Here is a 16501-nt window from a genome sequence, read left to right on the forward strand (position 1 = left end):
CTTTATTCCATGCTCAAAATATTTATACTAAAAATGTTATCAATTAAAGACTTATATGTTTCCATAGACGGAATGGAAATCCTGAAGGGAATCAACCTCGAAGTAAAGCCAGGAGAAATTCATGCCATTATGGGACCCAACGGCTCGGGAAAAAGTACCCTTGCAAATGTTTTGGCAGGAAAGGAAGAATACGAAGTAACCCACGGAGAAGTAACTTACATGGGGAAAAACCTGCTGGAAATGGCACCTGAAGACCGGGCAAAAGAAGGTCTTTTTCTGAGCTTTCAGTACCCGGTTGAAATTCCGGGAGTTCCCATGGTAAATTTCCTGAAAACTGCCGTTAACGAACACCGAAAATACCACAACGAAAAAGAGCTGACCGCTGGTGAGTTCCTCAAATTCATGCGCGAAAAAATGGATTTAGTGGAAATGCGTTCGCAACTGACCAACCGCTCTGTAAACGAAGGTTTTTCGGGCGGAGAAAAAAAGAAAAACGAAATATTCCAGATGGCTCTGCTGGAGCCCAAACTGGCTATCCTCGACGAAACAGATTCGGGCCTCGACATTGATGCACTGAAGACTGTTGCTCACGGGGTAAATGCTTTGCGCAAACCAGAAAATGCAACTATTGTTGTTACCCACTACCAACGACTGCTCGAATACATTGTTCCCGACGTTGTTCACGTATTGTACAAAGGGAAAATTGTAAAATCGGCAGGCAAAGAACTTGCACTTCAACTTGAAGAAAAAGGGTACGACTGGATTAAACAAGAAAACGAAAATTAAAATGAGTGTACTGGTAGATAAAGCAGATTTATCATTAAAATATACCGCGCATTACAACGAGGTAAAAGAAAGCTTGCAAAAGGAGTCGGCCGACGTACTGAATGCTCCCCGCAACAAAGCTTTTCAGGATTTTGTAATGCAGGGAATCCCCACACGGAAAAACGAAAATTATAAATACACCAACCTTCAACCTCAATTTTTCCCGGAATACCGGTTTATGCACCGGCGCGAACCGGTAAAGCTGGATTTGCATGCGGCGTTTCGTTGCGATGTTCCGCAACTAGACACCCACCTGGCTTTCATTTTCAATGGATGGTATTACGAGGATAACAAACAGGCTGGACAACTCCCCGAAGGTGTAATTCTCGAAAGCCTGGAAAAAATAGCCCGGGAAAAACCGGAACTCCTGAAAAAATACGCCACGCTGGCAAAAACAGAGGAAGACCCGCTGGTTGCGTTAAACACTGCTTTCGCTAAAGACGGCTATTTTCTTTACGTTCCCAAAAATACGGTTGTTGATAAGCCTATTCAGCTAATCAATTTTTTACAGGCAAACGAAGACGCATTTGTTACACAGCGAAACTTCATTGTTGTGGAAGAGGGGGCAGACGCAAAAATTGTTTCGTGCGACCACACGCTAAACCTGAATACGTACCTGAGCAACTCGGTAACTGAAGTTTTTGTGGGCGCAAATGCAAATTTCGAATATTACACGCTGCAAAACGAGCACAACAAAACCACCAGCCTCAACTCAGTTTTTGTTCACCAGGAAAAGGATTCAAAAGCAACAACGCTTTATTCTTCGCTTCACGGTGGCGTTATTAGAAATAACCTGAGATTCATTCTCGACGGAGAAAATGCTGAAGCTCACTTATACGGAATGGCATTCCTCGATAAGAAGCAGCATGTGGATAATTTCACCCAGGTGATTCATGCAAAACCGAACTGCATGAGCAACCAGATATACAAAAATGTATTGAACGACGAATCAAACGGAGCTTTTGCAGGTAGAATTCATGTGATACGCGATGCACAGAAAACCAACGCTTTTCAACGTAACAACAACCTGTTGCTTACCGACAAAGCAACCATGCAAACAAAACCTCAGTTGATTATTGATGCCGATGATGTAAAATGCAGTCACGGAGCAACAGTGGGTCAAATAGATGAAGAAGCATTGTTTTACATGAGGGCGCGTGGTATTGATGAAGACAAAGCCCGTTTAATGATGATGAACGCTTTTGCTCACGAAGTTGTCCAGCAAATTTCTATTGAACCGTTGCGCGACAGAATCGACGAATTAGTGGACAAACGCCTAAAAGGCGAGGTCGCACGCTGTCACGAGTGCGCATACAATTGCGACTGTTAGCGCCTGGTGCTAATACAATATTTAACCCGCACCTTCCTTTTATTCACCGGAAAATGCGGGTTTCTTTTTTTTGGAACGGATTTTCTACCTTTATCGCCTGTAATTTCTGACAAAATGAAAAGAACACGATAAAACACTGGCACAAAAGAGTATAACTATCGTGCGAGTTACATGAGTCACCATTAGAATAAACATTATAGACGGATGAAATACGATATTCAAAAAATGCGAAGTTATTTTCCGGTACTAAAGCAGGAAGTTTACGGCCGGCCGTTAATATACTTCGACAATGCAGCCTCTACACAAAAACCCGTGCAGGTATTAATGGCTCAGGAACGCCTTCAAAATGATTACTACGGAAATATTCACCGAGCAGCGCATTACATGGCCGACAAAGCTACCGGAGACTTTGAAACGGCGCGCGACGAGGTAAAAAATTTCATCAATGCCGAAAACCGAGAAGAAATTATTTTCACCAAAGGAACCACAGAAAGCATCAATCTGGTTGCTGCATCTTTCGGGGAACAGTTTCTTACGCCGGGGAGCGAAATTATTGTGTCCGAAATGGAACACCATTCCAACCTGGTTCCCTGGCAAATTAATGCATTGAGAAAAGGGGCGAAAATTGTTAAACTGCCCATTTCTGAATCGGGAGAATTGCAAACCGGGCTGCTTCCGGAACTGATATCTTCCAAAACAAAACTAATTGCAGTTGCACACGTTTCCAATGTTCTCGGAACGGTTAACCCCGTGGCACAGATTATTGAAACTGCCCACAAACGAGACGTTCCGGTGTTTGTAGACGGAGCCCAGGCCGTGCCACACATACAGGTGGACGTGCAATCGCTCGATGCCGATTTTTATGCTTTTTCCGCCCATAAAATGTATGGGTCCAATGGAGTAGGCGTTCTTTACGGAAAGCGAAAATGGCTGGAGCAAATGCCCCCTTATCAGGGAGGAGGCGAAATGATTTCAGAAGTGTCGTTCGAAAAAACCACCTTCAGCGAAATTCCATATAAATTTGAAGCCGGCACACCGAACATTACCGGGGTAATTGCTTTTAGTGAAGCAATAAAGTTACTCAGGGAAACCGGAATTGATAACATTGCTGCATGGGAGCAGGAGTTGTTGAGGTATGCAACCGAACAGCTTAAAGCGATAGACGGATTACGCATTTACGGCGAAGCTCCTCACAAATCAGGAGTTATTTCGTTTAATATTGCAGGAATCCACCCATTTGATTTGGGAACTATGCTCGACAAAGCAGGTGTTGCTGTGCGCACCGGACATCACTGCGCAGATCCGCTGATGAATTTTTATAACATCCCCGGAACCGTGCGTGCTTCATTTGCTCTATACAATACCAAGGAAGAAATCGATAACTTCATAAAAGCGCTGAAAAAAGTAGCGCAAATGTTAGCATAAAATGAAGAAATACCTCCCCGACTGGTTCATCTCCGGCCTGTTTCTGATGATTTTTACAGCGTGGCTGAAACCCGGCATCGGAATGGATTTACAACCGATACATCTGGGGCTAATTATCGATATCGGGGTTGTGCTTATTTTTTTCTTCTACGGATTAAAGTTGGATCCGGCCAGGCTGAAAGCCGGGATGAGCAATTGGCGCATGCACGCTGCTGTTCAGCTTACAACATTTCTGGTTTTCCCGTTGCTGGTTTTGCCGTTTTACCCGTTGATTAAAGGTACTAACCTTGAAGTATTCTGGATGGGAATGTTTTTTCTGGCAGCATTGCCATCCACTGTTTCTTCGTCGGTTGTAATGGTTTCCATTGCCGGAGGCAACATTCCCGGCGCCATTTTCAACGCAAGCATTTCCGGAATTATCGGAATTGTGGCAACCCCGTTCTGGGTGGGTCTTTTTCTGACTGGTCAGCAGGCGGGATTCGATTTTTCGCATGTTCTGATTCAGCTCTTCACTCAAATTATTGTGCCAGTAGTAGCGGGCTTAATGCTCCACAAGTATTTTGTGTACTGGATAAACCGGCACCTGCCCAAGCTGGCGACATTCGACAAAACAATTATTCTCCTCATCGTTTACGAATCGTTCAGTCGCTCATTCCTGTCGGGCATTTTCACCTCTGTAAGTTGGGTAGCACTCTCAGTGCTTTTGCTGGCGGTTATCCTACTTTTCTTTTTCGTATTGAAATTTACCGGATGGTTGGCACACAAAATGAAATTTTCCAGAGAAGACAGGATTACTTTGCAGTTTGCAGGCACAAAAAAATCGTTGGTGCACGGTTCTGTTTTCTCCAGTGTATTGTTTAGCGGAATCAGCGGAGCCGGAATCTTCCTTCTCCCTATTATGATTTACCACAGTTTTCAGCTCTTCTACATTAGTGTAATGGCGCGCAAAATGTCAAAAGAAATCTGAAGTTAAGAGGATTATAAATAAGGCAACATTCGCTGCAATTTGAAGGGGAGAAATTTGTATGGATTTAAAAAATTCCGACATTTGTATCCTTTAATTTCAGGAGAGAAAAAGCATGACCATAGAAGAAGTTCAGCAAGAAATAATTGAAGAGTTTTCAGTTTACCAGGACTGGATGGACAAATACGCTTACCTAATTGAACTGGGAAATGAACTTAAACCACTTGACCCGAAGGATAAAAACGACCAACACCTTATAAAAGGATGCCAGTCGCGGGTGTGGCTGGTGGCAGAAAAAGAAAATGCCGTAATTCACTTCAGGGGAGAAAGCGATGCAGTAATAGTAAAAGGACTGGTGGCATTGCTGTTACGCGTGGTTTCCGGACGAACTCCCAAAGAAATAATGGACAACGATTTGCACTTTATTGATGACCTGGGATTAAAACAACATTTGTCGCCTACCAGAGCCAACGGATTGCTGGCCATGGTAAAACAAATCAGGCTTTACGCTGTTGCTTATGACAGGTTGGAAAAGCAAGGAGGTACTATAAATGGATAAAAGAATAGACCAGATAATCGAAAACCTGAAACAGGTTTACGATCCTGAAATCCCTGTCAATATTTATGATTTGGGATTGATATATAACGTAGATGTAGACGAAAAAAACAACGCCAATATTGTAATGACACTTACTGCTCCGGGATGCCCGGTGGTAGACATTCTTATGGACGATGTAACACAGGCTGCCCGCTCAGCAGAAGGAATTGAGAATGTGAATGTAGATCTCACTTTCGATCCTCCATGGGATAAGTCGATGATGAGTGAAGAAGCCCGGCTCGAATTGGGGTTCTTTTAACCTTTTTCCGGAGGAACAATCAGGCAACCTCTGTGTTTACCAAAAAGCCTGAAGGCACAGCAAATTACAAAAACAGCCGATGAACATATCGCAATCCATAAAGGCTAAATCGAAAGAGTTGGGATTTTTGGATTGTGCAATAATCCCTGCCGGCTTTTTGGAAGAAGAAAGCGGCCATTTCCACTCCTGGCTGGATGCCGGAATGAATGGAGAAATGGGATACATGTCCCGCAATATCGAGAAACGCCTCAACCCCCAATTGCTTGTTGAAAATGCCAAAACAGTAATTGTTGTTCTCCTAAACTATTTTCCGAAAGCAACGCAAAACGATGACTCGGCACCTGTTCTTTCAAAATATGCGTATGGCATCGACTATCATTTTGTAATGAAAGACAAGCTGAAAGAACTGCTACGGTTCATCCGGAAAGAAATTACACCATGCAACGGAAGGCCGTTTGTAGATTCAGCACCTGTTCTGGAGCGCGCGTGGGCCCGCCGGGGTGGGTTGGGTTGGGTAGGAAAAAACAGCAACCTCATCTCAGTACTTTACGGCAGTTTCTTTTTTATTGGCGAACTTATCCTCGATGTGGAATTACCTTATGATAACCCCAAACCCGTTGCCGACCATTGCGGTACCTGCACACGCTGCATAGATGCTTGTCCCACAAAAGCCATTGCAAACAACCGCGTAATTGACGCCCGAAAATGTATCTCCTACCAAACCATCGAACTAAAAGGAGAACTAGACAAAAATCTGAAAGGGCAGTTTGAAAACCGGGTATTTGGGTGCGACATCTGTCAGGATGTTTGTCCGTGGAATTTAAAATCGGAACCAAACAACACTTCTGAGTTTACGCCGGTGCCAAAATTGCTCGAACTAACCCACAACGAGTGGCACAATATGGACAGGCCGCTTTTCAATCAGCTGTTTAAAAACTCGGCGGTTAAACGAACCGGTTTTAAAGGCCTAAAACGAAATTTGGAGTTTGTTGAAAGAGAATAAAACAAATGACAAAAAAATTTCAATACAAAACAACTCTGATAAAAGGTACTTCAAATGGTATTTTTGCTGAGTTCCCTTTTGAAAGTGCAAAAGAGTTCGGCACAAGAAGAACAGTTCGGGTAAAAGCAACATTCGACGGAGTAACGTTCGACATGAGCCTCCTTCCTCATGGAAACGGTACACACTGGCTGCATGTAAAAAAAGAAATCAGAGAAACCATCGGAAAAGAAGAAGGAGATACCGTTTCTATTTCTGTACAAGAGGTAAAAAACCTGCCAACGATAGAGCTTCCTGAGCATCTGTTGTGGCTGCTGGAAAATGAGCCGGATCTACACGACGAATTCAATGCACTCACCTGGGCACAAAAAAAGATGTGGAAAGAATTCACTGAAGAGCCCAAGTCTGACGAAGCAAAAGTGGAGAGAATAAATCATTTCTTCGATTTTCTGCGCAAAAAGCATTCGGGAAAAACAGGAATATAACTACCAACGCCGGTTAAAAACTACGCCTCAATTAAAACTCCTGACGAGGTTAATTCACATCAATTAATACCTGGCGTTTTCACTTTTCGTTTACAGAAAGAAAAGATATATTTATTTACTTTTGCATTTTAAACTCCAGCAGATGGTTGCAAAAAAGGCAAAAAATAAAAAGCCGGTAAAACGGAAACCTCGTAAAAGCACAAAAAGGAAAACTAAAAAGAACGGAAAGAACAGACTGTTCATTTTTATTCTCTGGCTAATTGCAGCCGGAATTCTGGCTTTTTCTGTGCTGTTTGTTGTTGTCTTTTTGGGCTACACGGGGCATGTGCCGACATCTGCGCAACTCATTGAAATAAAAAACCCGCAGGCTTCTGAGGTCATTTCGGAAGACGGCAAACTGCTTGGCCGTTATTACACCGAAAACAGAAGTAACGTTAGTTTCGATGAAATTTCGCCCAATGTAATTCACGCACTTATTGCAACCGAAGATGCACGTTTTTACGAACACCGCGGCATCGACGAAATTGCACTAATGCGTGTACTTGTAAAAACGATTTTACTCAGAGATCGCAGCGCCGGAGGTGGAAGCACATTAAGCCAGCAAGTGGCAAAAAACCTGTTTCCCCGAAACGACGTAGGAATTCTGTCCATGCCGGTAAATAAGCTGAGAGAAGCAATTATTGCTTACCGGCTGGAACGCATTTACACCAAAGAAGAAATTTTAACCCTCTACCTGAATACAGTGCCTTTTGGCGAAAATATTTTCGGGATAGAGGTGGCTTCCGAACGCTACTTCAGCAAAAACCCAAAAAATTTAACGGTTGATGAAGCGGCTGTTCTGGTTGGCATGCTCAAGGCAAACAGTGCGTACAACCCACGCCTCAACCCCGAGCGTTCCGAGGCAAGGCGCAACGTCGTAATTTCGCTCATGGTTACCAATGGCTACCTCACCGAGGAGGAAGGGCAAAAATTCAAAGAGAAACCACTGAGAATAAAATACACCCGCATCTCGTTCAACGAAGGGCCGGCTCCCTACTTTGTTGAAATGTTAAAACCCGAGCTGCTGGATTGGTGCGCCAACAACACCAAAGAAAATGGCGAACACTGGAACCTTTACACCGACGGCCTCAGAATTGCAACCACCCTGAATGCCGACTACCAGTATTACGCACGCCAATCGGTTACCGAGCACATGAAAAACCTGCAGGGCATTTTCGACAAACACTGGAGCAACGCCGACCCATGGCGAAGAAATCCTTCTATTTTGAAAAGAGCAGTGCAACGCACCGACCGCTACAAACAAATGAAAAAGGCGGGCTTTTCGCAGGAGCAAATCGACAAAGCGTTTAACGATGAAATTACAGCCTCGTTGTTCACCTGGAACGGAATAGAACAAGTAAAAACAACACCTCTGGACTCGGTAAAACATTACCTGCGATTGCTCAACACCGGTTTCCTGGCACTGAACCCGAAAAACGGTGATTTGAAAGCCTGGGTTGGAGGAATCGATTTCCGCTTTTTTAAATACGACCACGTGCTTTCCCAACGACAGGTAGGCTCCACATTTAAACCGTTTGTGTACTTGTCGGCTCTCGAAAACGGTTTGAGCCCCTTTGATTATTTCCCCGCAACACAAAAAGTTTACGAAGAATACGACAACTGGTCTCCTGCCAATTCAGGCGGGCACAGCGATGGATACTATTCCATGGAAGGAGCACTGTCGAGATCAATAAATACGGTGGCTGTTGATGTGTTAATGCAGACAGGAATAGACAATATCGTTTCCACTGCCCGGGAGTTGGGGCTGGAAGCCGACCTGCCAAAAGTTCCGTCGCTGGCGCTCGGAGTCACTTCAATCAGTCTGAAAGATCTTCTTTTTGCCTACGCAACCATGCTAAACGGCGGAACAAAAGTTGAGCCCTACTACCTGTGTTCCATTTCGTCTGCCGACGGAAAATTATTGGCCGAATTCGAAAGGCCTGCCACACAAAAGGGCCAGCTAAACGAAGTGAACTGCCGCATTATTATGCACATGATGGAGACAGCAATTAACGAAGGCACCGGCACAAAAATTCGTTCGTCGTACCGCATACATGGCGATTTTGCAGGAAAAACAGGAACTACCCAAAACAACTCCGACGGATGGTTTGTGGGCCTCACCCCAAACCTGGTAACCGGATGTTGGACCGGCGCAGAAGACCCCGGGGTTCATTTTCGTACCACCACATACGGGCAGGGTGCTTTTGCCGCGCTCCCCATAGTCGGAAAATTCTTCAATAAACTGTACAATGACCCGCGTTACAAAAAGCTGCAAGCAGCCCGGTTCCCCAATCTGGATCAGGAATTACTCGCCGACCTGAATATTCCCCGTTACAAGGAAATCCTTGAAATTGAGAAACCCGACAATTTGCTTGATCGGATTTTCACAGGAAAAAGCAAAGAAGAAAAACTGCGGGAAATTCAGCAACCCGAAAGTGCAGAAACTAAAAAAGGATTGTGGCAATCGTTGAAAGGCATTTTCAAAAAGAAGAAAAAATAGCACGCCGGCAGATCGACTCCATTATATTACACTTCAGACTTCTATCCCGTAAATCAACGGATGACAATCCTTCATAAAAAATGAATGAGTTTGCTCATCCAGCAATTGCGGAAAGGACATTAACGACAACTCCAACGGATTTCCTCCACTGCGGTACGGAGGCTGCACATAATAGTAATCGTTTAAACGAAAACCGATTCGCTGGTAAAAACCAATCCGCCGCCGGGCAATTTCCGTTTCAGGCTTTTCTACCTCGAGAATTATCGGTTCGCAGCTTTCCTCAATAAAATTCTCGAGCAGCTTTCTGCCTACTCCTCCACCACGAACCTGCGGGCTGGTTGCAAAATGCTCAACAAAACGCAATCCGTTGAAATGCCACCAGAAAAAAATCCCCGCAAAGGCATCATCTTTTAGTATTGTTTCGAAATGATACAGCGGTTGTTCCAGCAACTCAAGTTGTGCAGGCAACATCCTGCGTTCGTCATCAGGAAAAGCATCTACATACAACTGCCAGGCCTTTTCAAAGCAATCATCTTCCTTTCCAAAAATTCGTTGTCTTACTAATTTTCTCTCCATATTTCATCGTTTCAGAGTCGGCAAATGTTCGTTTTTTTCTCCCGATTACCAAAAAAAAACAGTGTTGGATATTTCAACACAACCAACTTTCAAAAAAAAATTCTTTTCCAAAGAACTCACCAACAGGTTAAATAAAACATGAATTCCCCTCATTTAACTCCAATTTTGTTAACAAGTTTAAGTCTTTGCTTATCTTTAGGCAAAAAGATTATGGGGAAAAACATACCAAGACTAGTACAGGATGATATGTGGCTGCAACCCTATACAGATGCTATTGTTAACCGAATTAAGGCAGCCCGCACAAAAGAAAAAGAACTGGCAGGAGATACTTCGCTTTACGACTTTGCCAGCGGTCATCTCTACTTTGGGTTACATAAAACCACAGATGGCTGGGCAATTAGAGAATGGGCTCCAAATGCTACCTATCTGTTTCTGATAGGTTCATTTAACAATTGGGAAGAACAAAAGAAATATGCATTTGAACCGTTGCAAAACGGAGTTTGGGAACTTCGGCTAAAAGATAGCGAATTGCGCCACGGCGACCTTTATGCACTTTCGATGCACTGGGCATTGGATTACGGCAAGCGTATTCCTGCCTGGGCAAATTATGTGGTTCAGGATCCGGAAACCCACGTTTTTAACGCACAGGTGTGGTACCCCGGAAACGGGTACGAATGGGTAAACAACGAGTTCAAAGGAGTAACCGGTCCTCCGCTTATTTACGAAGCTCACATTGGCATGTCGGGCGAAGAAGGATGCGTGCATACCTACAACGAATTCAGAGAAAACATGCTGCCGCGAATAAAAGCCAACGGGTACAACACCGTTCAGCTGATGGCAATTCCCGAACACCCCTACTACGGAAGTTTCGGATACCATGTTTCCAGTTTCTTTGCGCCCTCATCGCGGTTCGGCACGCCGGATGAACTCAGGCAACTGATTGACGAAGCACACGAAATGGGGCTGGCAGTAATTATGGACATTGTACATTCTCATGCCGTAAAAAACGAAATTGAAGGGCTGGGAAAATATGACGGCACACGCTACCAGTTTTTTCACGAAGGCGGGCGGGGCGAACACCCGGCATGGGACTCCTACTGTTTCAACTACGGAAAAAACGAAGTGGTTCATTTTTTACTCTCCAACATAAAATACTGGCTCGAAGAGTTCAGGTTCGACGGATTCAGGTTTGATGGTGTTACCAGCATGCTCTATTTTGACCACGGACTAGGAAAGGCTTTCACCGGTTACGACGACTATTTTGGAGGAAATGTGGACACAGATGCCACTACCTATTTCACCCTTGCCAACAAATTAATAAAGCAGATAAAGAAAAATTCCATCTCTATTGCAGAAGATATGAGCGGAATGCCCGGACTGGCTGTTCCTGTTAAACACGGTGGGTTGGGATTCGACTACCGCATGGCAATGGGCGTGCCCGATTATTGGATCAAACTCATCAAAGAAAAAAAAGACGACGAGTGGGAAGTAGGCGATATTTTTTACAACCTCACATCCAAAAGGCTCGACGAGAAAGTGGTAAGCTATGCCGAGTCTCACGATCAGGCGCTGGTGGGAGACAAAACCATTATTTTCCGGCTTATCGACAAAGAAATGTATTACAGCATGCGCAAAGACCAGCCCAACCTGACGGTTGACCGCGGCATTGCCCTGCATAAAATGATTCGGCTGATTACGGCAACTACTGCCGGGGGAGCCTACTTAAACTTTATGGGGAATGAATTCGGGCATCCCGAGTGGATCGATTTTCCGCGCGAAGGAAACGGATGGTCATACAGCCATTGCCGAAGGCTCTGGAGCATTGCAGACGACCCTGAATTAAAGTACACCTGGTTGTACGATTTCGACAAAGAGATGATCCATTTCATTAGCGAGCACAAGCTGCTGACCATTCCATCCGTTGATTTTGTAATGGAAAACAAACCGGATAAAGTACTGGCTTACCACCGCGGACTGTTTCTTTTTGTGTTCAATTTTAATCCGACGCACTCGTTTACAGATTATGGAATTCCGCTGGGAGCCGGGAAATACAAAGTGGTTCTGAACACCGATTCAGGTCGGTTTGGAGGGCAGGATCGTGTTGACGAAGATATTCCATACTACACCCTGCCCAGCGGAGGATTAACCAGCCAGCACTACCTGAAACTTTATCTACCGGCGCGCACGGCTATGGTTTTAAAAAAGATTGATTTTCCAAAAGTGAAGTAATTGGCGATGAAATTCCAGACAGAAATAGAACTTCCGCAGTTTTGCTGGAAAACAGGATACCGAAAACGCAATCTTTTTATGGGTTCCTGCTTTACCGAAAATGTGGGCAATAAAATGGCCGGACTTAAATATCCGGTGGATATTAATCCGTTTGGAATTTTATACAACCCTGTTTCTGTGGCAAACGGCCTGCGGTTTCTTCTCGAAAAAAAGAAGTTTGCAAAAAACGACTTAATTCAGAATAACGGACTGTGGCACAGTTTTTTTCACCACAGCAGATTCTCGTCGCCCGATGCAGAAGAAACCCTCGATGCAATTAACAACAGAATTGAATCCTCTGCAGAATTTCTCAAAAATGCCGGGTTTCTGTTTCTGACATTTGGCACAGCCTGGGTTTATGCGTACAATAAAACCGGACAAACGGTTTCCAACTGCCACAAAATTCCGGAAAAAGAGTTCCGCCGTTTTAGGCTGACTCCCGACGAAATCACAGAGAATTACAAGCAGTTGTTTTCTGAAATACGACAAATAAATCCGGAAATAAAATTGATTTTTACAGTCAGCCCAATCAGGCACTGGAAAGACGGAGCCATCGAAAACCAGCGCAGCAAATCAACCCTGCTGCTGGCAATCGACCAACTGGTGAATGAACTCGGAAAAGAAAACTGCGATTATTTTCCGGCTTATGAAATTGTGATGGACGAACTCCGCGATTACCGGTTTTATGCAGACGATATGATACATCTTTCGAACTCGGCAATTAATCATATTTGGGAGAAATTTCAAATGGCGCTGATTGACGAAGAGAGCCGGAATATTTCGAAAAAAGTAAAAAACTTAATTACTGCGGTGAATCATAAACCGTTTAACAGGCAAACAAAAGAGCACCAGCAATTTTTAACAGAAAGCCTGCAAAAGACACAGGATATTCAGAATAGATTTCCATATCTGAACCTGGCCTCTGAACAGGATTATTTTTTAACGCAATTAACTGAAATTAAAAACATACAATTCAAATTATGAGCTACCTCAAATTTGACAAAGAACAATTGGTAAACCTGGAGTACTCGCTAAACCGCGAAATTTTGCGCTCTAACCGCGCAGGCTCCTACATCAGCACCACATTAAACGGCTGCAACACCCGTAAGTATCATGGGTTATTGGTTTGCCCGATTAACAATTTCGGAGGAGAAAAACACGTTTTGCTTTCGTCGCTCGACGTATCGCTGATACAGGATAACGAAGAATTCAGGCTGGGAATACACCGGTACAAAGGTGGTTCGTACGATCCCAAAGGGCATATTTACATCGAAAACATTGAGCTCGATTACCTGCCGAAAATAAGCTACCGAATTGGCAATGCCCTGTTAACCATGGAACGGTTGCTGGTGGAAAAGAAAGAACAGATTCTGATTCGCTACACGTTAAGCGACACCACAAAAGAAACAATCGTACGGTTTAAACCGTTCCTGGCGTTCAGAAATATTCACAGCCTGAGCAAAGCCAACCTCTTTGTAAATTCAAAATTTCAATCGGTATCCAACGGTGCTAGTATGCGTCTTTACGACGGCTATCCGGATCTGTTCATGCAGTTCAACAAAAAAAACGATTTCATTCCTGTGCCGGACTGGTATTACAACATTGAGTACCTCAAAGAATTACACCGCGGATACGAGTACCTGGAAGACCTGTTTGTTCCCGGTTATTTTGAGCTTTCGATGAAACCAGGGGAGACTGTAATTTTTGCTGCGGGCACAGAACTTTCAAATCCGAACACACTTAAGCAACGTTTTACCAGGGAACAAAACAAACGCACCCGGCGATTCACTTTTCTCAGTTCCCTGAAAAATGCCTGCGAACAATTTGTCCTTCAGAAAAAAAACGAAACGAGCATTATTGCCGGCTTTCCCTGGTACAACAGCATTACCCGCCAGGCATTCGTTGCTCTTCCGGGGCTGGCATTGGGCACCGGCAAAAATTCCCTGTTTGCAGATGTTCTTACTACCTATAAAAAACATATTAAAAACGGACTGCTCCCCGACACCATCGACAGTCAGCAGCCCACTTACAATTCGGCCGACGCGTCGCTTTGGTTTATTTGGGCAGTGCAGCAGTATGCAAAAACACAACGCTCACCAAGAGGGGTTTGGCTCAATTATAGTTTTACCGTAAAAGAAATTCTGGAAGCTTACCGGAATTCGTTACCGGATTTTCTGGAAATGACAAGCGACGGATTGCTCTGTGCCGAAAAAGAAAACACCGCCCTCACCTGGATGGATTCCTATTCGGAAGGAAAACCGGTAGTGCAACGGGCAGGGCTGGCTGCAGAAATTAATGCACTGTGGTACAATGCCATAGTTTTTGCTTTGGAAATGGCAAAAATTTCCAACGATTCTAAATTTATAAAAGAATGGGAAGCAATGCCACAAAAGATGGGAGATGCTTTTTTGCGCACGTTCTGCAGCGAGGGGCACGATCATCTTGCCGATGTGGTGAAGGACGGAATCCGGGACTGGGCAGTGCGCCCCAATATGGTAATTGCCGCTGCCATGGATTATTCGCCGCTTTCAAAAGAACAAAGGAAACATATTTTAAGTGAAGCAAAAAGACGGTTATTAACACCACGCGGACTTCGCACTTTGTCGCCCGACCACCTCAGGTACAAAGGCATAATTCAGGGCGGACCCGATCAAAGAGAATCGGCAGTACACATGGGAGCTGCTTATCCCTGGCTCATACAGTTTTTCGTAAAAGCATACCTGGAAATTCACGGAAGAGGAGGACTGCCCTTTGTAAAGCAAATACTCGAAAGATTTGAAGAAACAGTTACCGAACACTGCGTTGGCACTCTTTCTGAAACATACAACGGAGACCCGCCACACAAAGCCAAAGGTGCAACATCGCAGGCCTGGAATGTTGCGGGAATAGTTAATGCATTGCATCTCATGCAAAACTGTAAATAAAAATATTACCGGTTATGAAAGTATTAATGTTTGGTTGGGAATTTCCACCCCATATTTCAGGAGGATTGGGGACAGCCTGTTACGGGCTGACAAAAGGATTGGCCTCATTAAAAAATACGGAAGTACTTTTTGTCGTACCAAAAGCGTTTGGCGACGAAGACCAGTCTTTAATACAACTTATTGGAGCAAACAAAACGGCAATTGCCCAAAAGGAGTTTCTATTTAACGAAACAGGGACGAAAATCGATTATCTCGAAGTAAATTCTGAAGTAATTCCATATGTAACCGAAGAAGAGTTCTGGACACTGAAAAACCAGACTACCTATAAAAAGGCAAGGTTCATAAAAACCGACGAAGGATTCAATGTCGATTTTAGCGGCGGTTACGGTCCCAACCTCATTGGCGAAATAAAAAATTATGCTGTTGTTGCCGATATTATTGCCCGGGAAAACGATTTTGACATCATTCACGCCCACGACTGGCTGGCTTACCCGGCAGGCATTGCAGCCAAAAGAGCTTCCGGAAAGCCCCTGGTCATTCATGTTCATGCCACCGATTTTGACCGAAGCGGCGGAAATGTAAACCCAACCGTTTACGCCATTGAACGTGAAGGCATGGAAATAGCCGATAAAATTATCGCCGTTAGCAACTTCACCCGGCAAACCATCATCGAAAAATACAATATTCCTCCTGAAAAAATTGTTACGGTTTACAATGCTGTTGAACCGCAAACAAATAAACACAACTTAAACATCAAAAAAGGAGTAAACGAAAAACTGGTGACTTTTCTGGGACGGATTACCATGCAAAAAGGCCCCGAATATTTTATTGAAGCCGCCCACCTGGTTCTAAAAAAGAAAGATAATGTGCGATTTGTAATGGCAGGCAGCGGCGATAAAATGGCAGAAATGGTAGAACGGGTAGCTCATTTGGGAATGGCAGACAAGTTTCATTTTACAGGCTTTCTGGAAGGTGAAGATGTTAACCAGATGTTTCAGATGACCGATGTATTTGTAATGCCTTCAGTGTCGGAGCCATTCGGTATTGTTCCGCTGGAAGCAATGCAAGCCGATGTGCCGGTAATAATTTCTAACCAATCGGGCGTATCCGAAATATTAAAACACGCCATAAAAATTGACTTTTGGGATACTTACGCCATGGCCGATGCAATATACGGGCTGCTTACTTATCCGGCGCTTTCGGGCTTTCTGAAAAAATCGGGAAAGAAGGAAGTAGGCGGATTAAAATGGCACCATTCGGCCAAACGTGTTCAGGAAATTTACGAGAATTTATTAAATGTTTAACCAA

At 44.1% G+C, this 16501-nt stretch carries 14 protein-coding genes; 13 read left to right on the forward strand and 1 reads right to left on the reverse strand.

The genetic code is table 11. The annotated features are described in order from the left end of the window. The first annotated feature begins 33 nt into the window (after positions 1 to 33). The 9 genes from sufC to BUB08_RS08040 all read left to right on the forward strand — a co-directional run bounded on the left by sufC (position 34) and on the right by BUB08_RS08040 (position 9425). Positions 34 to 786, forward strand: a complete 753-nt coding sequence (gene sufC, locus BUB08_RS08000; RefSeq protein WP_073000527.1) for a Fe-S cluster assembly ATPase SufC — start codon at positions 34 to 36, stop codon at positions 784 to 786. Between the two features lies 1 nt (position 787). Then, positions 788 to 2155, forward strand: a complete 1368-nt coding sequence (gene sufD / locus BUB08_RS08005) for a Fe-S cluster assembly protein SufD (protein ID WP_073000529.1) — start codon at positions 788 to 790, stop codon at positions 2153 to 2155. 204 nt (positions 2156 to 2359) lie between these two features. Then, complete coding sequence (locus BUB08_RS08010; RefSeq protein WP_073000532.1) at positions 2360 to 3580, forward strand: aminotransferase class V-fold PLP-dependent enzyme; 1221 nt, start codon at positions 2360 to 2362, stop codon at positions 3578 to 3580. 1 nt (position 3581) lies between these two features. Beyond that, positions 3582 to 4547 carry a bile acid:sodium symporter family protein gene (locus BUB08_RS08015; RefSeq protein WP_073000535.1) on the forward strand — a complete coding sequence of 322 codons (966 nt, stop codon included), beginning with the start codon at positions 3582 to 3584 and terminating at the stop codon, positions 4545 to 4547. A gap of 112 nt (positions 4548 to 4659) precedes the next feature. Next, positions 4660 to 5103: a SufE family protein gene (locus BUB08_RS08020; RefSeq protein WP_073000537.1), complete on the forward strand. Its 444-nt coding sequence runs from the start codon at positions 4660 to 4662 to the stop codon at positions 5101 to 5103. Next, positions 5096 to 5401: a metal-sulfur cluster assembly factor gene (locus BUB08_RS08025; RefSeq protein WP_073000540.1), complete on the forward strand. Its 306-nt coding sequence runs from the start codon at positions 5096 to 5098 to the stop codon at positions 5399 to 5401. Before BUB08_RS08020 ends, BUB08_RS08025 begins: the two co-directional genes overlap by 8 nt. A 79-nt stretch (positions 5402 to 5480) precedes the next feature. After that, positions 5481 to 6404 carry a tRNA epoxyqueuosine(34) reductase QueG gene (queG, locus tag BUB08_RS08030; RefSeq protein WP_073000542.1) on the forward strand — a complete coding sequence of 308 codons (924 nt, stop codon included), beginning with the start codon at positions 5481 to 5483 and terminating at the stop codon, positions 6402 to 6404. A 5-nt stretch (positions 6405 to 6409) separates the two neighbouring features. Then, positions 6410 to 6886, forward strand: a complete 477-nt coding sequence (locus BUB08_RS08035) for a YdeI/OmpD-associated family protein (RefSeq protein WP_073000544.1) — start codon at positions 6410 to 6412, stop codon at positions 6884 to 6886. Between the two features lie 142 nt (positions 6887 to 7028). Next, complete coding sequence (locus BUB08_RS08040; RefSeq protein WP_073000546.1) at positions 7029 to 9425, forward strand: penicillin-binding protein 1A; 2397 nt, start codon at positions 7029 to 7031, stop codon at positions 9423 to 9425. A 33-nt stretch (positions 9426 to 9458) separates the two neighbouring features. Here the strand turns inward: BUB08_RS08040 and BUB08_RS08045 are convergent, their stop codons facing one another. Then, positions 9459 to 10001 (reverse strand): GNAT family N-acetyltransferase, encoded by a 543-nt coding sequence (locus BUB08_RS08045; protein ID WP_083570649.1) that lies wholly within the window; start codon positions 9999 to 10001, stop codon positions 9459 to 9461. A 210-nt stretch (positions 10002 to 10211) separates the two neighbouring features. Between BUB08_RS08045 and BUB08_RS08050 the strand changes: the two genes are divergently transcribed. The 4 genes from BUB08_RS08050 to BUB08_RS08065 are packed head-to-tail and all read left to right on the forward strand — an operon-like array spanning position 10212 to position 16497. After that, on the forward strand, positions 10212 to 12230 hold the full coding sequence (locus BUB08_RS08050) for an alpha amylase C-terminal domain-containing protein (RefSeq protein WP_073000548.1): 2019 nt from the start codon (positions 10212 to 10214) through the stop codon (positions 12228 to 12230). Positions 12231 to 12236: 6 nt separating this feature from the next. Then, positions 12237 to 13253 carry a GSCFA domain-containing protein gene (locus BUB08_RS08055; RefSeq protein ID WP_073000550.1) on the forward strand — a complete coding sequence of 339 codons (1017 nt, stop codon included), beginning with the start codon at positions 12237 to 12239 and terminating at the stop codon, positions 13251 to 13253. Then, positions 13250 to 15193 carry an amylo-alpha-1,6-glucosidase gene (locus BUB08_RS08060; protein WP_073000553.1) on the forward strand — a complete coding sequence of 648 codons (1944 nt, stop codon included), beginning with the start codon at positions 13250 to 13252 and terminating at the stop codon, positions 15191 to 15193. The genes BUB08_RS08055 and BUB08_RS08060 overlap by 4 nt, the downstream gene beginning before the upstream one ends. Before the next feature lie 14 nt (positions 15194 to 15207). Beyond that, complete coding sequence (locus BUB08_RS08065; RefSeq protein ID WP_073000556.1) at positions 15208 to 16497, forward strand: glycosyltransferase family 4 protein; 1290 nt, start codon at positions 15208 to 15210, stop codon at positions 16495 to 16497. Positions 16498 to 16501: the final 4 nt, after the last annotated feature.

The organism is Mariniphaga anaerophila, from assembly GCF_900129025.1.
Taxonomy (GTDB): domain Bacteria; phylum Bacteroidota; class Bacteroidia; order Bacteroidales; family Prolixibacteraceae; genus Mariniphaga; species Mariniphaga anaerophila.